Annotated in this window: 14 protein-coding genes and 2 pseudogenes; 5 read left to right on the top strand and 11 right to left on the bottom strand. The window is 69.4% G+C overall.

The annotated features are described in order from the left end of the window. Positions 1-3: 3 nt before the first annotated feature. A complete protein-coding gene (locus ACFWW8_RS21480; RefSeq protein WP_386530531.1) occupies positions 4-831 on the bottom strand; it encodes an enoyl-CoA hydratase family protein in 828 nt (275 codons plus the stop codon). 241 nt (positions 832-1,072) lie between these two features. On the opposite strand from ACFWW8_RS21480, the gene ACFWW8_RS21475 reads away from it, so the two are divergent. Further along, positions 1,073-1,543, top strand: coding sequence for an ATP-binding protein (locus ACFWW8_RS21475; protein ID WP_386530580.1), 471 nt, complete (start codon positions 1,073-1,075; stop codon positions 1,541-1,543). A gap of 91 nt (positions 1,544-1,634) precedes the next feature. Here the strand turns inward: ACFWW8_RS21475 and argF are convergent, their stop codons facing one another. The 4 genes from argF to ACFWW8_RS21455 all read right to left on the bottom strand — a co-directional run bounded on the left by argF (position 1,635) and on the right by ACFWW8_RS21455 (position 7,262). Next, positions 1,635-2,654: an ornithine carbamoyltransferase gene (gene argF / locus ACFWW8_RS21470; RefSeq protein WP_386530530.1), complete on the bottom strand. Its 1,020-nt coding sequence runs from the start codon at positions 2,652-2,654 to the stop codon at positions 1,635-1,637. An 83-nt stretch (positions 2,655-2,737) separates the two neighbouring features. Beyond that, the gene (locus ACFWW8_RS21465; RefSeq protein WP_386530529.1) at positions 2,738-3,964 is read right to left on the bottom strand and encodes an arginine deiminase; all 1,227 of its coding nucleotides are present in this window, start codon (positions 3,962-3,964) and stop codon (positions 2,738-2,740) included. A gap of 55 nt (positions 3,965-4,019) precedes the next feature. Further along, entirely contained in the window at positions 4,020-4,523 is a 504-nt protein-coding gene (locus tag ACFWW8_RS21460; protein WP_386530528.1) for a hypothetical protein, read from the bottom strand. 192 nt (positions 4,524-4,715) lie between these two features. Continuing rightward, positions 4,716-7,262, bottom strand: a complete 2,547-nt coding sequence (locus tag ACFWW8_RS21455; protein ID WP_386530527.1) for a polynucleotide kinase-phosphatase — start codon at positions 7,260-7,262, stop codon at positions 4,716-4,718. 372 nt (positions 7,263-7,634) lie between these two features. On the opposite strand from ACFWW8_RS21455, the gene ACFWW8_RS21450 reads away from it, so the two are divergent. The 4 genes and pseudogenes from ACFWW8_RS21450 to ACFWW8_RS21435 all read left to right on the top strand — a co-directional run. Continuing rightward, the gene (locus ACFWW8_RS21450; protein WP_386530526.1) at positions 7,635-8,183 is read left to right on the top strand and encodes a hypothetical protein; all 549 of its coding nucleotides are present in this window, start codon (positions 7,635-7,637) and stop codon (positions 8,181-8,183) included. After that, on the top strand, positions 8,180-10,360 hold the full coding sequence (locus ACFWW8_RS21445) for an ATP-binding protein (RefSeq protein ID WP_386530525.1): 2,181 nt from the start codon (positions 8,180-8,182) through the stop codon (positions 10,358-10,360). The genes ACFWW8_RS21450 and ACFWW8_RS21445 overlap by 4 nt, the downstream gene beginning before the upstream one ends. 11 nt (positions 10,361-10,371) lie before the next feature. Beyond that, entirely contained in the window at positions 10,372-12,516 is a 2,145-nt protein-coding gene (locus ACFWW8_RS21440) for a hypothetical protein (protein WP_386530524.1), read from the top strand. A gap of 24 nt (positions 12,517-12,540) precedes the next feature. Further along, a pseudogene (locus ACFWW8_RS21435) lies at positions 12,541-12,638 on the top strand (IS5/IS1182 family transposase); the annotation flags it as partial. A gap of 126 nt (positions 12,639-12,764) precedes the next feature. Here ACFWW8_RS21435 and ACFWW8_RS21430 read toward each other — a convergent pair. The 6 genes and pseudogenes from ACFWW8_RS21430 to ACFWW8_RS21405 all read right to left on the bottom strand — a co-directional run bounded on the left by ACFWW8_RS21430 (position 12,765) and on the right by ACFWW8_RS21405 (position 20,486). Next, on the bottom strand, positions 12,765-13,178 hold the full coding sequence (locus tag ACFWW8_RS21430) for a hypothetical protein (protein WP_386530523.1): 414 nt from the start codon (positions 13,176-13,178) through the stop codon (positions 12,765-12,767). Beyond that, positions 13,175-15,322 (bottom strand): integrase, encoded by a 2,148-nt coding sequence (locus tag ACFWW8_RS21425; RefSeq protein ID WP_386530522.1) that lies wholly within the window; start codon positions 15,320-15,322, stop codon positions 13,175-13,177. Before ACFWW8_RS21425 ends, ACFWW8_RS21430 begins: the two co-directional genes overlap by 4 nt. Then, entirely contained in the window at positions 15,319-16,971 is a 1,653-nt protein-coding gene (locus tag ACFWW8_RS21420) for a hypothetical protein (protein WP_386530521.1), read from the bottom strand. The genes ACFWW8_RS21425 and ACFWW8_RS21420 overlap by 4 nt, the downstream gene beginning before the upstream one ends. A 77-nt stretch (positions 16,972-17,048) precedes the next feature. Continuing rightward, a complete protein-coding gene (locus ACFWW8_RS21415; RefSeq protein ID WP_386530520.1) occupies positions 17,049-18,581 on the bottom strand; it encodes a site-specific integrase in 1,533 nt (510 codons plus the stop codon). Further along, positions 18,565-18,912 (bottom strand): annotated as a pseudogene (locus tag ACFWW8_RS21410) (AAA family ATPase); the annotation flags it as partial. The pseudogene ACFWW8_RS21410 and the gene ACFWW8_RS21415, both read right to left, overlap by 17 nt. Further along, positions 18,909-20,486, bottom strand: coding sequence for a 3' terminal RNA ribose 2'-O-methyltransferase Hen1 (locus ACFWW8_RS21405; protein WP_386530519.1), 1,578 nt, complete (start codon positions 20,484-20,486; stop codon positions 18,909-18,911). The pseudogene ACFWW8_RS21410 and the gene ACFWW8_RS21405, both read right to left, overlap by 4 nt. Positions 20,487-20,500 lie beyond the last annotated feature (14 nt).

The following is a 20,500-nucleotide window of genomic DNA, read 5'->3' as shown; positions in this document are numbered from 1 at the left end:
CGGTTACCTGCCCTTCCAGTCGGGCGGCCGCTTCCCGGTGAAGGCCGCGTGGAACTCCGCGTAGTCCTGACCGTGCATCAGCAGGGCCTGGGTGTTGGCGTCCAGCTCCACGGACGCGGCGAGCGGCATGTCGAGCTCGGCGGTGAGCAGCGCCTTGGTCTGCGCGTGGGCGAGGGCGGGCCCGGCGGCCAGCTGGGCGGCCAGTTCCGCGGCCCGTTCGTGGGCCTTGCCCTCCTCGGTGAGCTCGCTCAGCAGGCCGATCCGCTCGGCCTCGGCGGCGCGTACGGGCTCTCCGAGCATCAGCAGCCGGGTGGCGTGTCCGAGGCCGACGACGCGGGGCAGCAGATAGGCGGCGCCCATGTCGCCGCCGGACAGTCCCACGCGGGTGAAGAGGAACGCGAAGCGGGCGGTGGGGTCGGCGATGCGGAAGTCCGCGGCGAGGGCGAGGACGGCACCGGCTCCGGCGGCGACCCCGTGGACGGCGGCGATCACCGGGAAGGGGCACTCGCGGACGGCACGGACCACCTGGCCGGTCATCCGGTTGAAGTCGAGGAGCTGGGCGGTGTCCATGGCGAGGGTGGCGCCGATGATCTCGTCCACGTCCCCGCCGGAGCAGAAGCCGCGGCCCTCGCCGCCGAGGACCAGCGCGCGGACGGAACGCTCGCGGGAGAGTTCGGCCAGCAGGTCCCGCAGGTCGGCGTAGGCGCCGAAGGTGAGGGCGTTGAGCTTCTCGGGGCGGTCGAAGGTGACGGTGGCCACGCCGTCCTGCCGGTTCACCCGGAGGTGGCGCCACCGTTCGGTCGCTGTCGTGGAACCGGTGAAGGGGCTCACACGGACGACGGTATCACCGGATCGTGACTGCCGTCATGGAAACGCGACACGGTGGAAGCGGCACCGCGGGGGAGCCGGGGCGCCGTGGGGGCCGGGGCGCCGTGGGGAGCCGGAGGTCCCGCCCGGCCGGTGACGGTGGTCCCCGGTGCTTCGGCCGGGGTGCCATACGCCCCGACATTTCGACTTCGTATCGTTGAAAGCGGGCCCATCTCTTCGTGGGGAGCGGGCCCCCTCCCCCCACCTGCCCCGACCCCACGGAACGGACGGACCTGCCGTGCCCGACGCCTCCGCCTGGCGGATCGCCCTGCCCCACACGCCGGCGGCCGTACCCCTCGCCCGCGCCCTCGTCCGCACCGCGCTGGCCGACGTCGAGGCGCCGGCGGCCGACAGCGGCACGGCGGAGCTGCTCACCGCGGAGCTGGTGGCCAACGCCGTGGAGCACACCGCGGCCGGGTTCCCGATCGAGCTGGTCGTGGAACTGCCGCCGAGCGGCTGCCGGGTCGAGGTCCACGACGGGGACCCGCGGCCGCCCGGAGACCTGACGGCCCGCGCGGACGACGTCCACCCCGACCCGTGGCAGGAGCACGGCCGGGGACTGCTGCTGATCCGCACCCTGAGCTCGGCCTGCGGCCACCGCCGCACCGAGCACGGCAAGGCCGTGTGGTTCACCCTCGCAGCCCGGCCCGCCCCGCCGCCGCCCGGAACGGCGTGACGGGTCCCGGCCCGGACGGGCCCCGCCCCGAAGATCCCGGGGATTCCGGCCTCACGGGCCGGGCCTGGCCCTCCTCACGCCCCGGGCATGACTATGCGGGTCTGACGGCGGGCGGGGCGAGGGTGGCGACGAGTACGGCCTTGATGGTGTGCAGCCGGTTCTCCGCCTCGTCGAAGACGACGGAGTGCACCGACTCGAACACCTCGTCCGTGACCTCCAGGGAGTCGCGCCCGTGACGCTCCAGGACTCCCCGGCCGACCTCGGTGCCGAGGTCGTGGAAGGCCGGCAGGCAGTGCAGGAACCTCACGTCCGGGTTCCCGGTCGCGCGCAGCACGTCCATGGTGACGGCGTACGGGGACAGGTCGGCGATCCGCTCGTCCCAGACCTCCTTGGGCTCGCCCATGGAGACCCACACGTCGGTCGCGACGAAGTCGGCCTCGGCGACCCCCTCGGCGACGTCCTCGGTCAGGGTGATCCGCGCCCCGCTGGCGGTGGCGAGCTCCCGGGCCCGGGCGACCACGGGCGCGGCGGGCCAGTAGGCCTCGGGGGCGACGATGCGGACGTCCATGCCCAGCAGCGCGCCGGTGACGAGGTAGGAGTTGCCCATGTTGAAGCGGGCGTCGCCCAGGTAGGCGAAGGCGATCCGCTCCAGCGGCTTGTCGCTGTGCTCGGTCATGGTCAGGACGTCGGCCAGCATCTGGGTGGGGTGCCAGTCGTCGGTGAGGCCGTTGAAGACGGGCACACCGGAGTGCTCGGCCAGTTCCTCGACGGCCCGCTGACTGTCACCGCGGTACTCGATCCCGTCGAACATCCGGCCCAGGACGCGCGCCGTGTCCTTGACCGACTCCTTGTGCCCCATCTGGGATCCGGAGGGGTCCAGGTAGGTGGTGTGGGCGCCCTGGTCGGCCGCGGCGACCTCGAAGGCGCAGCGGGTGCGCGTGGAGGTCTTCTCGAAGATCAGGGCGATGTTCCTGCCCTGGAGCAGGCGCTCCTCGCGGCCGGCCCTCTTGGCCGCCTTGAGGGCGGCGGCGAGCTCGATCAGGCCGCGGAACTCGGCGGCGGTGAAGTCGAGCTCCTTGAGGAAACTGCGGCCGACGAGGTCGGTGGCCATGGCGTCGCTCCAGCGTCACGGTGACAGGGGATGCTGGAAGTCTATACGATCCACTGTATTGATATACATACCCGGGGTGGCCCTCAGACGGCGTCCCTCTCGACCGGGCAGCTCATGCAGCGCGGCCCGCCCCGGCCCCGGCCCAGCTCGCTGCCGGGGATCTCGATGACCTCGATGCCCTGCTTGCGCAGGTGCGTGTTGGTCGTCACGTTCCGCTCGTACGCGACCACCACCCCCGGCTCCACGGCCAGCACGTTGCACCCGTCGTCCCACTGCTCCCGCTGCGCGGAGTGCACGTCCTGCGTGGCGGTCAGCACCCGGATCGCGTCCAGGCCGAGCGCCGCCGCGATGGCCCGGTGCATGTGCTCCGGCGGGTGGTCGGTCACCTTCAGCTCGTGCGCCTCCGCGCCCGGCTCGATCGTGTAGGAGCGCAGCATGCCGAGCCCCCCGTACTGAGTGAACGTATCTCCGTCGACCATGGTCATGACCGTGTCCAGGTGCATGAAGGCCCGGTGCTTCGGCATGTCGAGGGCCACGATCGTGGTCGCCGAACCGGCCGCGAACAGGCCGCGCGCCAGCATCTCCACGGCCTGCGGGGTGGTCCGCTCGCTCATGCCGATCAGCACCGCGCCGTTGCCGATGACGAGCACGTCCCCGCCCTCGATCGTCGAGGGGTAGTCCGCCTGCCCCTGCGACCAGTAGTGGAAGGCGCCGGAGGAAGTGAAGAGCGGGTGGTGGCGGTAGATCGCCTCGAAGTGCACCGTCTCGCGCTGCCGGGCCGGCCAGCGCATCGCGTTGATCGACACCCCGTCGTAGATCCAGGCCGAGGTGTCCCGGGTGAACAGGTGGTTGGGCAGCGGCTGCAGCAGGAAGTCGTCCGGCTCCATGGCGTGGAAGCGCACCGACACCGGTTCGGCGTGCCGCTCCAGGAACTCCCGCTTGGTCATCCCGCCGACCAGGGCCTCCGTCAGCTCGGCCGAGCTGAGCCCGTCGTAGGCCGCACGCAGATGGCCGGTGGCCAGCGGCCCGTACTCCTTCTCGTCGAAGACCCGGTCGAGGACGAGGTGCCTCGCCTCGGGGATCTCCAGCGCCTCGGCCAGCAGGTCGCCGAAGAGGTGGACCTCGACCCCCCGGTCGCGCAGGACGTCCGCGAACCCGTCGTGCTCCTGGCGGGCCCGGCGCACCCACAGCACGTCGTCGAAGAGGAGCGCGTCCTTGTTGCCCGGTGTGAGCCGCTTCAGCTCCAGGTCCGGCCGGTGGAGGATGACGCGGCGCAGCCGCCCGGTCTCGGAGTCGACATGGAATCCCATGCGGTACACGTTCCCAGACCGGGCGGCGTTCTCACGTGGCGTCCGCCACGCCGTCTCAGCGCAGGCCGAGAAGGGCGGCCGGGGCGCCGGTCAACTCCGGGGCGATGACGCCCAGTTTGGGGGCCGTCAGGTTCGGCAGCCCGAAGTTGGATCCGTCCGGCATCGTCAGCGGGGAGCCGACGACCGCACCCGGGGTCCGGGTGCGCAGGGTGGTGGCCTGCGCGCCCACGGAGCCCTCGCCGTCCGTCTCCGGCTTGCCCAGCAGGTTGGGCACCGGCGAGGCGACGAGGGTGTCGCCCAGCTCGGCGCCGATCGGGACGGTCGGGAGCAGAGGGGTCGGGAGCATGTCACCCGTGTGGTGGCGGGGGACGTCGGGCGCTCCGACGACCGGGACCGGAACCCCGGTCGCCACGCGCGGGGCGTCCACTCCGAGCGACGTCTCGACGGCTTCCAACGGGACACCGACCGGGACCGAGTCGGCCACGGCCGGGGTGGCCGCGCCGGCCGCGGCCAGACAGGTCATGAGCGCCGCAATGCTTCCGCGCGCGGTCATCTTCATAAGTGACGTTCCGTCCTTCCAGGTTCGCGGACATTCCGCTGCCCTGGATGAACGATCCCGCCGGTGGTATTCCCGGAGTTCTCCGCGAAAGTTCCCCCATACGACCTAATTCGCGGCCGTACGGGGGTCCTTGCTTCACGGCACGTGCCTCACGGAGCGGCGCCCCGTCGCCGGCGGTCCCGGACGGAGCCGTCAGAGCCGGGGGTCGACCGGCTCCGACTCCAGCGCCAGCACCGCGAAGACCGCCTCGTGGACCCGCCACAGCGGCTCCTGTGCGGCCAGCCGGTCCAGTGCCTCCAGCCCCAGCGCGTACTCGCGCAGGGCTAGCGACCTCTTGTGGCCGAGGGACCGGTCGCGCAGCCGCTGGAGGTTCTCGGGGCGGGTGTACTCCGGACCGTAGATGATCCGCAGGTACTCCCGCCCGCGCACCTTGACCCCGGGCTGCACCAGCCGGCCGCTGCCGTCCCGGGCGTACGCCTGGAGCGGCTTGACGACCATGCCCTCGCCGCCGGCGGCCGTCAGCTCCAGCCACCAGTCGGTGCCGGCCCGTACGGACTCCTCGTCGCCGGTGTCCACCAGGATCCGGCCGGTGCGGCGCAGCAGCCCGGTGCCGGCCGCCTCGTCCGCGGCGACCAGCCGGTCCAGCCAGAACAGCTGCTCGTCGTGGGGCACGGCCGCCAGCGAGCGCCCGGCCGCGGCCAGCAGCTGGAACGGCGCGAACCGTACGCCGTCCAACCCGTCCGTGGGCCAGCAGTAGCGGCGGTAGGCCTCGGTGAAGGACGCCGCGTCGGTGGCCCGGTCCCGCTGGCGGGCCAGCAGGGCCCCGGTGTCCACGCCGCGGGCGGCCGCGGCCTCCAGCGCGCCGAGGGCGCCGGGGAAGACATGGCGGGCGGCCGCGCCCACGGCGGCGTACTGGTGGCGGAGCAAGCCGGCGGACTTCAGGGACCAGGGCAGGAGCTCCCCGTCGACGAGCAGCCAGTCGGTGTCCAGTTCCTCCCAGAGGCCCGCGTCGGTGACGGCCGAGCGGAGCCGGTCGAGGACCTCCTCGGTGACCTCGGGGTCGTGGAAGAAGGCCCGCCCGGTCCGGGTGTAGACGGATCCGGTCGGTCCGTCCACGCCGAAGCGCTCGCGGGCGGCGGCCGCGTCCCGGCAGACCAGGACGGTGGCCCGGGAGCCCATGTGCTTCTCCTCGCACACCACCTGGACGATGCCGTCCTTGCGGTACTGCGCGAAGGCCTCCGCCGGGTGCTCCAGGTGGCCGTCCTCGCGGGAGGTCGCCGTCGGCGCCATGGTCGGCGGCAGGTACGGCACCAGCCGGGGGTCCACCGCGAAGCGGCTCATGACCTCCAGGGCGGCGGCCGCGTTCTCCTCGCGGACGGTGACGTTGCCCAGGTGCCGGGTCTCCACGATCCGGCGCCCGTGGACGTCGGCGAGGTCCAGCGGCCGCCCGTCGTGCCCGCCCGGCGCCGCGGCGGCGAGCGGCCTGACCGGCTCGTACCAGACCTTCTCGGCCGGTACGTCGACCAGTTCGCGTTCGGGCCAGCGCAGGGCCGTCATCCGTCCGCCGAACACGGCGCCGGTGTCGAGGCAGATGGTGTTGTTGATCCAGGTGGTGTCCGGGACCGGCGTGTGGCCGTAGACGACGGCGGCCTTGCCGCGGTAGTCCTCGGCCCACGGGTAGCGCACGGGCAGGCCGAACTCGTCGGTCTCGCCGGTGGTCTCCCCGTACAGCGCGTGCGAGCGGACCCGGCCGGAGGTGCGGCCGTGGTACTTCTCGGGCAGGCCGGCGTGGCAGACGACCAGCCTGCCGCCGTCGAGCACGTAGTGGCTGACGAGGCCGCGGATGAAGTCGCGCACCTCCCCGACGAACTCCTCGGACTCGCCCTCCAGCTGCTCGATCGTCTCGGCCAGCCCGTGGGTGCGCTGGACCTTGGAGCCCTTCAGGTAACGGCCGAGCTTGTTCTCGTGGTTGCCCGGTACGCACAGGGCGTTGCCGGACCGGACCATGCCCATGACCCGGCGCAGGACGCCCGGGCTGTCCGGTCCGCGGTCGACGAGGTCGCCGACGAACACGGCGGTACGGCCCGCGGGGTGGACGCCGTCCTCGTACCCCAGCTTGGCGAGCAGGGTCTCCAGCTCGGAGGAGCAGCCGTGGATGTCACCGATGATGTCGAAGGGGCCGCTGAGGTGCGTGAGGTCGTTGAACCGCTTCTCCAGGACCACTTCGGCGCGCTCGGCCTCCTCGACGGTGCGCAGTACGTGCACCTTGCGGAAGCCCTCGCGCTCCAGGCCCCGCAGCGAGCGGCGCAGGTCCCGGCGGTGGCGCTGGATGACGGCGCGGGGCAGGCCCGCCCGGTCGGGACGGGCCGCGTTGCGCTCGGCACAGACCTGCTCGGGCAGGTCGAGGACGATGGCGATGGGCAGCACGTCGTGCTCGCGGGCGAGCTGGACCAGCCGGCGGCGGGCGTCGGCCTGGACGCTGGTGGCGTTCCCTGTCAAGTCGTTGTGTTCAGTGAGCTCATTCAGCTTGGTTGCGTGGAAGAGGCAGAGACGGTCCCACAGCTCGTCCCACGTCTCCGGTGCTTCCTCTCGCTCCACCTGATCCAGGAGCAGTGGCACTCGCCCAACCGACCCGTGAGCATCGACCACCTGCGTCCAGTCCGTCACGAGGGCATTCAACTGTTCCCACAGCCTCGCTGCCAACCTGCAGAAAGGCAGGGCCACGAGCTCCCGAATCATTGCGGGGCAGCCCTTAGGTATCCGTTACATGCCACACCCGTTACATTGGGTCTCCGAGCGTAATGGGTGGTCGCGTCGGCCCAATGTGGTTACGGCGTGATCACACGCCGCAACCCTGCCGCCCGTGATCACCTGGCGGTCGTTCTGGTGAAGGTCGTCCGGTCGAGTAGCGGTGCTTCTGGGGGGAATGCCAGGTTGGACGAGATGGCTACCGGTGCGGAGTCCGCAGGTACAGATGGTCGCCCTGCTTCGACGCGAACTCAGCACGCCATTCGATTGCTAGTTCTGCTCGATGGATGTGGTACGCCGAGTGTGGATGGAGACCCACCCGGAACGATCAGGTCGGTACGAAGCGAGCTGCGGCTCCAAGCGATGGACTTCTGGCTGCGAAACCCGGACTACCTCGCCGATGAGCTGGTGTCGATGGTGGAAGCCAGCACGGCCGACGCTGGTCACCTGAACACAGCGCGGTCGCTCTTGGACGATCCAGAACCTGACCTGCGCTGGTACCCGATGCCGCGCTGGTTCTTCGGCGCATACGAGCAGCTCGATGATGCTTTCTCCATCCTCGAAACGTACGGCCTCGCCACGTTGCGCCGTGCCGGGCAGCCAGGCAAAAAGAGCAAGCGCAACCAGTTCTTCCTGACGCAGGCCGGGGCCGCTGCGGTCGCTGAGCTCGCGAAGGATCCGACTCTGGGCTGGTACGCCAAGCAGGTGAAGCTGGTCGCATTGGTCGCGGGGGACGACGGTGGGCAGGCACTGAAGGACCGGCAATACCGGCAGGCCGCGTACGCGGGGACGGAGCTGGGGGTGGCCATTGCGCCGATCGCTCCGCGGGTGCGCGAACGGCTGGATGCGCTGAGCGCTTCCGCGCCGGCATCGGCTACTGGAGGAGTAGGTCAGGAAGGAGACCAGACGTGAGTGCTCTCGGCAAAGAGGTTGTTGACATCCTGGCCAGGCGACGGGCAGGCGGTTCGCTGAGCCTCACTGTTGACGAGGTTGACAAGATCCTCAGCGGACTCGGCGTGCCGCTCGGCGGCACCAAGGCAGTTCCCGTGCCGCTACGCGCGACCCGGATGCACTTCCGTGGGACGAAATGGCTCGAACCGGATCACCCCGGCGCCCATGGACACCCGTTGGTCGATGTAACCGATCTCCCTGAGTGGATCCGACCGGTCGTCGACAAGTACTCACCCGCAGCGATCTCGGCCGGAGAGGGCGAGGCGGCGGAGGTCGATAAGCAGGCAGGACCGAAGGCGCGGGTCCCATTTGACTTCGAATGGTCGCCGCAGCCCGGTGTCAACGGGATTGGCTCGGGCCGGAATCTACGCGGCAAGTCAACCCTCTTGAACGTTCTCATGTGGTCGCTGACCGGCCGGTGCCCGCAGTTCCAGAACGATGTCCGCAGCTGGATCGAGCACGTTGAAGTCGATTGGCAGGTCGGCGCGGAGCGGCTGCGGGTGGCTTTCGATGCGGTGGACGGGGCGGCCACCGGACAAGTGATCAGGATCATGGGGGTGGACTCGGACTCCAGATCCACGGTCCTCGGGCAGTTCGACGGCGCGGACTTCGAGGGCGTCATGGGCTCGCTGATGATGACTCGGCTGAGGTTGGAGAACATCCCGGTCTGGACGGACACGGCGGCTCGGGTGCACGCGTGGCCCTCGTACTCCAGTTCGTTCGTGGTCCGCGCGAACCAGCTCGATCCGATCGTCGGCAACGAGCAGACCATCGGCCTCCGAATGATGCAGATGTTCATCGGTACGGACTGGGCACCGGTGCAGGCTGCGGCAATGACGGCGCGGCGCGGCATGGACACGGCACGGGACGCCGCGAAGGGCAAGGCGCAGGCGGCTGGCGAGGCGGTGGAGGCGAGCCGAATCGCGGCGGAGAAGCAGGTCCAGGATCTTCGAACGAAGATTGGGAACCTGCCCGCCGGGACGCCGGACATGCAGGTGGTGCTCGACGCCGCAACCCGCGCATCCGACCTCGCACGAGAGAATTACAGGCTTGAGACAAAGCTGATCGCGCAGACTTCGCTGGCCGGAACAGCACGTCAACAGCTCAAGGCGGCGAAGGCTCGGGTGCACACCAACTACGAGGACGTGCTCGCCGCCAGGTTCTTCCATCACATGCGTCCGTCGGTGTGCCCACGCTGCGCGGCGCAGGTCACTCCAGAGCGACAGGCAGCGGAACCGGACAAACATGAGTGTTCGGTGTGCACCAGTGAACTGAATCTGGAGGCCCTCCAGTCCGATGTCATCGTGGCCGCGTCCGCGCCGGATGAGTTCGTGACCGGCCTGGTTGCGCGGACGTCCGGAAGTGACGGCGACGACGCGGATGCCGAAGAGGGCCCCCTGGACGAAGTTGCAGCGGCGCAGGCCGCGGTGGCCGCGGCCGAAGCCGCGGTGGCGCAGTTGACTGCCGAGATCGCGGCGCTGACGACGGAGCGGGAAAAGGCGGCGGCGCGGGCAGAGGTGGGGAGCGAACTTCTCACGGTCGCGGGTGAGCGTCGCGTGCTCGAACTCGACTTGGCCCGCGCCGAAGGCGCCCTGGGGGCGTTGACCCGGTCAAGCGACCCGGAGGTGATTGACCCGGTCGATTCGACGCACCTCGCCGTCGTGGAAGCAGCCGAGCAGGTGCTGAAGAAGTGGGTGAAGAACGACCAGGATCCGATGCTGGTCCAGATCTCCGCCGACATCGAACGCCTGACGCAGAGCTTCGGCGCCGATAACCTCAGTGGCTTTACCCTCAGCGGCGCAGCGAACATGACGCTTCGAGAGAACGGCGTCAAGCAGACCTACTCCGGGCTCACAGCCGGCGAGAAGCTGCGGGTCAAGATCGCGACCGCCATCGCCCTCATCCAGCACGGTTACGTCGAGGGGATCGGCCGCCACCCCGGGTTCCTCGTCCTGGACTCGCCCGCCGCCGAGGAAATGCCGGAGGAGGACCTTGCCACCATGGTCAGGGCACTGCGGGAGGTCGCAGGCGAAGCCGAGATGCAGATCTTCGTCGCTACCCGCAACGCCGCTCCCCTCCTTGATCTTCTTCCGCAAGCCAACCGGGTTGTCGCGGAGGGTAACTCCTACGTGTGGTGAGAAGCTGAACGGTGGTTGCTGACGAGAGGAAAGCCATGAGCGGCAGTGCGGCGGTCGAGCTGGAGAAGGACCTCACCGCGCTCCTCTCGGCAAACGCTGGAGGCCCGCCGGTCGAGGGCGCTTTCGCGGCGCTTGGTGGCTGGGACCGACTGGCTCGGGAAGCCTCTGACCTCACCGACAGTCCGGTGCTTCCGCCTCTCGTCCACCTGGTCGCGCACGAGGCAGCCAACTCCGGCAGCCGAACCGGCAGCTATCCGGCAGCTTTGCGCCGCGTATCAGCTGCTGTCACATCCACCACGAGTCCGGCCATCCTCACCGACAGCTTGGAGGCTCTGCTCACCAGTGGACCCGCGCTGAACGAGGTCGGCGCGGGTCTGGCCAAGGCCCTGGAGGATGCTGTCCAGGAATTCCTTGACGTGCCGGATCCGGACAGCCGTGCCGCCCTGAGAACGGCAAGCGCACTGGAGGCCCGCACCCGACTTGCCCTATGCGGGATCGGATCACCATTCGCACTGCTGGCCCTTCTGGAACGCTTCGATGCACCGGTGCCGAAGCCGCTCGGCACCGCAGTTGTCCGCGCCGTCGGTGTTGCCGTCGACCACTGGCCGCACGCCGCGAGCCTCGCCAGCGTTGTCCGCCTCGTCGCTGGCATTGACCCCCCAGCTGGCCAGCCGCGCCCAGGTGCCGACCCCGAGGGCGTCGCCTCCGACGCCGCATGGGTGCTGGCGGGTATCGAACTGGTCAGCGCACTCCGCGCCGCGGACTTGCCGCTCATGCTGAACAACCTCGAAGCCTCCGCAAGGTACTTGCAGGTCGCCTGGGACACCTACGAGCGTGAGGACGCGAGCATCCTCTTGACCGTAGTCGAAGTGCTGTGTGCGCTCCTCGCCGAGTCCTCGCCGAGGCTGCACGTGGCCGCCCTGTCGGCCCCTCGGCTCGAACCACACGCATTGGCCGACCTGGCTGAGCGGATTCGCCGGCTCAACGTGACGTCGATTGGGCTGAACCACTGGTACGGGGATCCGAAGCGAGCGGCGCTGCTGGCGTGGACTCAACTGGCCGACGACCTGGGAAGGCTCCGGGAAGAGTTTCAACGGGATAGCTTCTACAAGGCCGAGGTCGTTGTCGACGACCTACTCCAGATATACCTGGGCTCGCGCTCCGCGGCTGTCGTCTCTCACAAGGAGGACATTGACGGCCTGCTCAGGCTCGTTCAGCCGGTCATCGAGTCGGGGTTCGCCAGAACGGCGGGCCTTCTGTGCAACCTCGAAGATCATACCCACGCCTTGGAGCAGGAAGCCGCGACCGCGGCGGGCGACCGTGAACGCGAGGTCACCGAGAAGCTCGCCGCCGCGCAAGCGGTCCTTCGAGGGGCGAGGGCGCAAGCATTGGCAGGTGCAGGGCCGGGAAAAGGCCATAGTGGCACGGCGACCGAGTCGCTGCCGCAACCCCTCAACCAACTCGTCCTGCCCGGATCCGCAGCAGCGATCGAACTTGCCGAGAAAGTGTCGCCCGAGACCCTGGCTGAACTCGCTAAAGCGGTCAGCGACAAAACCATCGGCAGGCACAGCCTCAACCTGATCGAGGCCGAGGTCCACTCCGGGATCCGAACGTGTCTGGAGACGAGCCCCGACTATGTCGGGGATCCGAAGGATGCAGTGGACGACGTTCTTCGGCTGATCATCCAGTTCGTCAGCTCACGGACCAATGCCCAATCGGACCTGTACCCGTATCTGTTCGATCCGAAGGCCGTCGAAGGCCACATCCACAAGGACCTCCTCGACTACTTGAAATCCAGTAGCCTCGGCGCGATCGTTGAGTTCGAGGTCCAGCACGTCGGCGGCGGGCGAATCGACCTGCGACTCAAGTTCAGCGGATTCAGCATCTGCATCGAGATGAAGGTCGATTCGATGAAGCAGCCCTTGAGTGACAAGCAGGCGTACCTCAAGCAGGCGGTCACATATCAGACCACGGACATCCGAATCGGATTCCTGGTTTCACTGCGCCACAAGGCGTTCGATCCCACCGGGGCGCCGCCACACCTGAGCGCGCTCATCGGGCATACGGCTTTCGATGTGCCAGGCGACGCAGTCCCGAGGCACATCGTCACCGTCGGCGTTCCTGGCAGCCGGACCAGACCGTCGGACATGAGGTAGGGCCAGCTCGGTCCAGTCGGTGGAACCGGTCGCATCCTCCGCGACTGCCGCCTGAAGGGCGACGGCGTGCACCACGCCACGCTCGGCATCGCCGCTTGCACAACCTCGCCCTCACGGGCTGAGCGAGCGCCCCGCCCAGCAGACAGCCGCACTCATGCCGCCCGGAAGATCATTTACGGGACAACCCTTAGGTGAAGGCTCAGGGCCGGTCCCGGTTAGCCTCGGGATCAGGCCCGGCAATACCAGACCTATCGGGCCGTTGGTGAGCGGAAGGAGACGACGTTTTCTGATGCGGGTGCGCCGTCTTCGCGACTCTCGCTCCTTTGAGTGAGCACGGCGCTGGCGAGGGCGAGTCTCGCGACCTGCTGCCGCAGCTCTTCGATCTCGACCTTCTGGTTGGCGATGGTCTTCTTCAGCTTGGTGACGGTTTCCCGGAGTCGTTTCTCGGTCTCCGGGACCTGTCGGGTTTCTGTGCGGACGCGCTCGTAGAACTCGTTCTTCAGGTCGACGTGTCGTTTCAGGATGGCCATGCGGTGGACGCCGGCCTCGGCGGCGAGGGCGACGACGGTGAGGCTGCCGTTGGAGGCGGTGGCCTGTCCGGCCAGGAGTCGGTCCATGGCCTCGCGGATGCGGGCGCGTTCGTCGTGGTGCGGTTGGTTCATGTGAGGGCCTCGGCGGAGTGAGCGGTGGCGTCGTGGGTGTCGGCCGTCTCGCGGAGACGGTTGGCGTTGGCCCGCAGACGTTTGCTGACCGGGTCGGGGGTGTGGGCTGCGAACTGGTCCAGTTCGTCGGCGCGTTCACGAAGAAGGCGGGCGTGGGTGTCCGTGCGGACCGCGTTGCCGCAGCCGGGCAGGCAGTCGTACTGCCGTGGGGCGATGGCGCTGGGTTCTGGTTCGCAGAGCGCGTTGTCGTGCTTGAAGGCGCAGATCAGGAGCGCATCCGGGTTGTCGTAGAGCACGATGCCGTCGCGGGCCAGAAAGGTGCTGGCCTTCCTGGCGAAGGTGCGGGGGACGATGCGCCCCTCGAAGCGAGGGGTGTGGGCGGCAGCGGTCAACGCTCGGCGGGCTGCGGGCCCAGAGACCTTCTCTCCGGCGGCGACGCGGTCACGGAGTCGAGCAGCGGTGTCGGCGGCGGCGAGGGCTGTTTCGACGTCGAGGATGGCGTGGATGCCGCGGCGGCCGCGGGCGCCGTAGCCGCTTGAGGTGCGGGCATCGAGGACGGTCCGCATGTGCCCGTACTGAATGGCGAGCGCGATCAACCCTCCGGGACGTCGGGCAATGTGCCAGGCAAGAGATCTTCTGAACCGCCCGAGACCGATCGCGCCGTGGGGATCGTTCGGGATGGCCTGGTCGGACAAATCCTGCGCCCTGGCCTCGCGGTTCACCCAGGTCACGAAGGCTTCGATGCGCAAGGCCAACGTGGTCTTCTTCAGCGCGCCCCCATATCCGTGGCGCGAGTGGAACTCGTGGTGGGCGGTGCCGAGGAGGAGTTCCCCTTCGGGAACCATCCGCTCCAGCACGCGGATGGCGTGGACCACCGGCGTGATCGCGACCCAGGGCACTTGGCGTACTTCACCAGCGGAGATGTGGTTGCCGTCGTCGTCGGTGACGGTCTTGTAGTGATGGCTGTGGATCAGGTGCTGTCCCTCGGCGGCGTCAACACCTGGTTCGGGGTCGGGGCAGCAGCCGGAACGCAGTCCCTGCACCTCCTGCGGGCGCATCCCGGTCAGGTAGAGCAGGACGATCGTCGCGGCCGTACCCAGGTTCCGCATCAGTTCGGCGGCCTCGTTGAAGTCCACATGCTCGCGCCATGGCTTGCCGTTGATCTGCCCGGTGACCGGCACCCGCAGCGGACAGGGCCCTGGCCGCGATGCGGCGATCTCCGCCAGCCCGTGTTGCTTGACGAACCTCCAAACCTGACCGCGGTTGGAGCCGGTGAGTGCGGCGATGTAGGTGGCGGACACCTGGATCTCGCGTTTGCCGGAGCTGGCCGGCAGCGGGTGACCGGCCCGCACCATGGGCAGCAACCACTCCTCAAGCCCGGCCCATCCGGCTGGCGTGGCCTTCGTGGCGGCGGCAACGGCGATCAGGCGGCGGCGCTCGGCCCAGGCCGCCAGGATGTCGTCGGCGAAGTCGTCGACAAAGCGGATCGCCCAGATCAACAGCGGCCCGAGAACAAGCGGGTCCAACGGCTCCGTCGTGTTCTCCCCGCCCGCGGCCGTCCTGGCCGGGGGCAGGAAGTCGTCGACTCCTATGGCCTCCCATGGAGGTGGGGTGATGCCCGTGGGGCGGGCGCTGAGCCGGTCGTACGCCCACAGGTTCGTTAACCGGACAGCGATGATCGCTGCGGTGTCGCGGGACACTCGGACCATGCGCTCGCCTGCATAGGCCCGCCACTGTGTGTCGGTGCAGGCGCGCAGGCTCGTGATCTGGCGTTCGTTCAACCAGCGGGCGAGGCGCATCCACTCCAGGCAGGTGGCGAGCATGTCGGTGCCGCCCGAACGTGATCGCGCCTGGACGCCTCGGGTCTGGAGGTAGGTGGGCCTCAACTGGCCGTTGATCATTGTCCAGGTGGCTAGTTTCACCTGGTCCCGAAGGGGGCCCGGGCAGTTCTTCCAATGGAGGTTGACCAGACCGGTGCCAGGATTGTCGATGAGCGGCGCCATGGACCACACCTCTTCCTGGTATCGCGAGTTCGGGTGCGTGTTGCCGGGGCTGATCCACTCAGGCAGCACCACGGGACTGTCCGGGCGGGGCATGGCGAGCACGTACGTATCGGTCTCGGCAGCGGTGCCGACGGCGGTCATGGGGCGAGCTCTCCCTTCAGCAGCAGGTGGACCAGGGTGCGGTCCTCGTCGTTCACGCGCGCAAGCGCCGCGTTCCAGGCCACCGGGCCGACCTTGTCGCGCAGGTCCTCAAGACGGAGCACATGTTCGCTCCACCGCTCGTGCCACGACCGGTCGGGCAGGACGGAGCGGAGACTGGTCAGCTCTCGGTGCAGGTGGGCGAGCCGCGGGTGATGGCCGGGATGGACACGGGCGTTGGGGCAGGCCAGGCAGAGCATGAAGTCCGCTCCGCAGCCGCCTTGCGCGTCGGGCCAGGGGCTGGACGTCTCGTCCGCGCAGTCCGCGGCCACGGTCTGTCCGTGCCCCGGGTCCGGGGTGTCGGCGATGTCGCCGGCGAACATCACGGCCTGGGCCTGCGCGAGGGCCTCTTTGGCGCCGGCCTCGAAGACGCTCCGCGAGGCCCTTTGAACATGCTCATCTGGCAGCATGTAGATGCTCTCGTGCGTGCCCTGCGCGTGCTGAAGGGGGCGCCCCTCTCGTGTCACCGCGGTTCTGCGGGTCCGCTGGAACGGCGCCCCTCCCAGACCGTGCCTGATCCCCCACTGCTGTGCGTCGCCGTTTCCGATACCGAATGACAGAGGGCCCACCGGGCGGGGCCGTTCCGTGTGCTGATGTCGCTTGCTGGGGTAGTGCATGCGCGCGACCATCAGGAAGCCGGTGCCGGGCTCCATCTGGGCGGCAAGAGCCCGTCCGTGTGCGGTGGCCTCCAGCCCCAGAGTGATCAGCCTGCCGGCCGAATCAGCCCCGGAGTCGGTGGCGTTCTCCGTGGAGAACCACCAGCCTCCGCCTTGCCTGCGCTTCTCCACCTGAATCTGGTAGGTCACCGTGGCCGTTCCTCCGGCCGACGGGGCCGTGGTCGGGGCCGGCAACCGGTCATAGACCGACAGATTCCAGCCGAACCGGGCGGTCAACAGCACGGCCAGCGCCGTGAGCTCGGAACGGGAGAGAAACAGCCTGCCCCACGTGCACTCCGAGCCGGTGCCGCCCAGAAGTCGGCGTTCTCTCACGTTCACCGCTCCGCTCGGCGAGACCGTGTGCGGGACGTAGCCGGTCCGCGCAAGGTGGTCGAGAATCTCACCGATGCGCCCTTCCCGACTGCCGTCCGTCAGGTCACCGGCCCGCCAGCTCTCCAGCAGGCGTGTGTTCTCACGGATCCGCAGCAGAGCGGTTCGGAACTGCCGCTGTGCCGCCAGCAGCACCCGCTCCCGCTCATCCTCTCCGTACGACTGCTTGACCGGCACCTGCTTAGGAATGCGGCGGGCCAGTTCCTCCCCCACCGGCCCGTCGGCCAGCCTCGGATCCGCCCGCAGCAACGGCCTCACCTGACGCAGAACACTCTTCCCGCTGTTCGTGCCGATGTGCGCCGCGCGCCAGCGCTTGAGCATGGCGGTGGTCAGATCCCCCAGGTCTTCCGGGGGATGCTCCAGTTCGGAGACGAAGCGCGCGAACGCCTTCACCGTGATCCAGGAAGCCTGCGCGGTCATATGGCTGTTCCAGCCCGCGGACCGGGCCGCGAAGACCCTGGCCAGTGACCGCTGCATCAGCTCGGCGACCGGCAACTCGGCGAAGTCGAACGGCATCTCGTATCCGGCCTTGTTGACGACCGTCACCACGAGTCCGTCGGGAGCCAGCGGCGGCTCGGTGCGGTGATCCGCCGGCGGCAGGACGGCTCGCCGTCCCCGCCCGGTCACCGGGCCGCCTCAAGGACGGCGTCGACGTCCTGGATGCCCCGCGACTCCCGGGCAAGCCGGGTGAACACACCGTCCAGGTCCTCGACCTGTTGTTCCTCCTCGTTGGCGGGCTCGGCCGCGGCCAGGATCGACTCCAGTTGCAGGTGCGCGACCGGCGCGAGGTAGTGCCGCTTCGTCACCTCCACGTCCGCGTGACCGAGGAGGGTCTTCACCAGCCACCACGGATCGCCGAACAGCAGGGCGAAGTCCCGCCGGTCCGCGGTCGAGAGCCCATAGCGGGTCTCCACCAGCTGGTTCAGTAAGACCAGCATGTAGAGGGCCATCGAATGACGCGCGGCATGCGGCGTGGCGTACGGGCTCTTGCCGCGTACCTCCACCAGCCGGAAGTCCCTTTCGACCTCCCGTTCTCCCACGGTGAGCAGGACTTCTTCGCAGCGCAGGTTCGCCGCCCTGAACACACCGTTCCACCGGTCCGGGGCCATCGGCAGGCCCTGCTCGGTCAGCCACAACCACGCCGGCTCCGGCCCGTCCGGGCCCTCCAAGAACAGCCACTGCCGCTCGCGCCATCCCAGGCGGCTGAGTGCTTGCTCACCGACTACGCCGTTCGCGTCGACCCACTCGATCTTTGGTCTCAGACCCCGCGTCACCTTCGTGACCAGCCGCATCATGGGCAGCCGGTCGTAGCGGCCTTCCGCCTGGGCTCGTTGCACCGCCCACGCGCGCTCCGACTCGACGTATGCCTCGGCCTGGCCGACCGCGTCCACCGACACGTAGAAGACCCGGCTCTGCTTCGACCGGGTGACCGCCGCGGCGACGCGGCCATGGCAGTAGCGGCCGAACCGCAAGTGCTGGCCGGGCAGTTCGAAGGTGAGCAGTGAACCACCCTCCTGCCGGCGCAGGCCGGAGCTGAGCAGCAGTTGCACGAAGCTGGTGTTACGCAACTCCGTCCGCGACTCCCACCCCGGCGCCGGCATTCCTGTACGACTTTGGCCGCGGAGCCCGATGTCCGACCACAAACCCCAGGTCCGCGGCGTCAGCCACAGCACCCGCGAGCTCACCGAGTCCGCCGCCCGGTCCCCTCGCCGCACGATGTCCACCGGCAGCGGGGACACCTTCGCCCACCGGAACAGCTTGGTGAACGCGGCCGCCTCACGGTTCCACTTCGTCCCGCTGATCCGGCGCGGATTCTGCGGAGCCCGGCATCTCCAGTGCCGGTAGTCCGCCAAGTCCTGCCTGGTCGCCTGCCTCCATAGAACTCCGCGCGAGGACAGGAAAGTCAACAGCGGCCGGATATCCGTCGCGTAATTCCGCTTGGTTTCCCGCTCCAGATCCCGGAATTCGACGGACCGAACGAAATCCAGCAGGTCCCGGTCCACCGTTCCGTCCGGCGCCACGAACACCGGATCACCCGGCCGCAGACCGATCCGAGCCACCTCAGCCGGCAGGTCCTGTACCCCCAGGACCCCCTCAGACGGTAGCGATCCCCACTGCCCCGGATCGGGCACCCACACCACGTTCCACTCGTGCAACTGACGCCTCCCCTGACGCTTGAACACGCCCAATCATCAGGGAAGTGGCGTCCACGACGGTGAGGCGGCCGGCGGCGAGGCGCTTGCCGGCGATGTAGTGCAGGACCTCGAAGGCGTCCTTGCTGGCGCTCTGGTCGTTCTCGTCGTCCGCGACCAGGCCCCGGCAGTAGTCGGAGGAGAGGACCTCGGTGGCCTTGAAGTGCTTGCGGGCGAACGTGGACTTGCCCGATCCCGTGGCCCCGATCAGGACGACGAGGGACAGGTCGGTGACGGGAAGGACGCGGTGCCGGTCGCTCTCCGCGGCGCTGGTCGTGGTGGTGGTGCTGATCATGCCGCCTCGCCCTCCTTCGGGGTGTCGGTGGTGCCGGCGGGGGCGTCGGCGGTCGTGGTGGTGTCGGCGGTCGTATCGGTGTCGGCGGTCGTATCGGTGTCCGCGGTCGTATCGGTGTCCGCGGTCGTATCGGTGTCCGCGCGGGTGAAGACGCCCATCTGGGTCGGCGGCCCCACCTCGGGGTCGTCGTCCCCGACGGGGACGAACTCGACCTCGTACCCGTGCCGGACCGCGACCTCGTGCGCCCAGGCCCGGAACTCCTCCCGGGTCCACTCGAAGCGGTGGTCGCCGTGCCGGACGTGCCCGGCGGGCAGGGTCTCCCAGCGGACGTTGTACTCGACGTTCGGGGTGGTCACGAGGACGGTGCGCGGGCGGGCCGATCCGAAGACGGCGTACTCCAGGGCGGGCAGCCGGGGCAGGTCCAGGTGCTCGATCACCTCGCTGAGCACGGCCGCGTCGTAGCCGGCCAGCCGCTTGTCGGTGTAGGCGAGCGACCCCTGGACCAGTCGGACGCGGGAGCTCTGCCGCTCCCCCATCCGCTCCAGCCGCAGCCGCTTCGCGGCGAGGTGCAGCGCCCGCATGGACACGTCCACCCCGACGATCTCGGTGTACGCCGGGTCCTTGAGCAGGGCCTGGACCAGCTGTCCCTGTCCGCAGCCGAGGTCCAGCACCCGCCGGGCGCCGGCGCCGCGCAGTGCGGCGAGGACGGCCTCGCGGCGCAGTACGGCGAGCGGGACGGGCCGCTCCTCGGTGTCCCGGTCCTCGTCGACGGCGTTGTCGAGCTCCTCGACCTCGGTGCCGTCGGACTCGGCGAGCCGGACCAGCTCCAGGCGCTGCAGGGCGTCCCGGGTCAGGCCCTTGTGCCGTGCCAGGTAGCGCGAGCTGATCAGGCCGTTCTCCGGGTGGGCCGCGAGCCAGCCCTCCCCGGCGCGCAGCAGCTTGTCGACCTCGTCCTGGGAGATCCAGTAGTGCTTGGCGTCGTCCAGGACCGGCAGCAGGACGTACAGCTGCCGCAGGGCGTCCGCGAGCCTCAGCTCCCCCTCCAGCACGAGCCGTACGTACCGGGAGTCCCCCCACTCGGGGAACCGCTCGTCCAGCGGCAGCGGCTCCGCCCGTACGAGGTCCCAGCCGAGCGGCCCGAACAGCCGGTGCACGAGCTCGGCGCCGCCGCGCGCGGGCAGCACCGGGATCTCGACCCGCAGCGGACGCGCCTGCTCCGGCAGCTCCGGGCGGGCGGTGCACTGGCCGCCCAGGGCGCTGCGGAACACCCCGCTGAGCGCGACGGCGAGCAGCGAGGACGCGGCGTACGGGCGGTCGTTGACGTACTGCGCCAGCGCGGCGTCGGGCGCCCCGCCCCGGCCCTTGCCCTGGCCGCGCCGCACGAGTGCGACGGGGTCCACCTCCAGCAGCAGGGCCGCCGTGCACCGTTCGGCCGTGGCCTCGGGGTAGAACACGTGGGCGGTGCCGTGGGAGGTGGAGAACTCCTGCGCCTTGCCGGGATGCTTGTGCATCAGGTAGCCCAGGTCGGTGGCGGGACGTTCGGGGGAGCCGGTGGTGGAGATCGTCAGGAACACACGACCGAGTATTG

The sequence above is a fragment of the Streptomyces sp. NPDC058701 genome (genome assembly GCF_042715295.1).
Taxonomy (GTDB): domain Bacteria; phylum Actinomycetota; class Actinomycetes; order Streptomycetales; family Streptomycetaceae; genus Streptomyces.
The sequence above is the reverse complement of the archived record's forward strand: the minus strand, read 5'-3'. Positions and strand labels throughout refer to the sequence as shown.

Bases quoted from the DNA above. Each gene is read 5' to 3' on its own strand.
- argF (WP_386530530.1), bottom strand. From the start codon at position 2,654: ATGGCCACCGACCTCGTCGGCCGCAGTTTCCTCAAGGAGCTCGACTTC.
- ACFWW8_RS21465 (WP_386530529.1), bottom strand. From the start codon at position 3,964: ATGGGATTCCATGTCGACTCCGAGACCGGGCGGCTGCGCCGCGTCATC.
- ACFWW8_RS21460 (WP_386530528.1), bottom strand. From the start codon at position 4,523: ATGAAGATGACCGCGCGCGGAAGCATTGCGGCGCTCATGACCTGTCTG.
- ACFWW8_RS21455 (WP_386530527.1), bottom strand. From the start codon at position 7,262: ATGATTCGGGAGCTCGTGGCCCTGCCTTTCTGCAGGTTGGCAGCGAGG.
- ACFWW8_RS21450 (WP_386530526.1), top strand. From the start codon at position 7,635: ATGGACTTCTGGCTGCGAAACCCGGACTACCTCGCCGATGAGCTGGTG.
- ACFWW8_RS21430 (WP_386530523.1), bottom strand. From the start codon at position 13,178: ATGAACCAACCGCACCACGACGAACGCGCCCGCATCCGCGAGGCCATG.
- ACFWW8_RS21425 (WP_386530522.1), bottom strand. From the start codon at position 15,322: ATGACCGCCGTCGGCACCGCTGCCGAGACCGATACGTACGTGCTCGCC.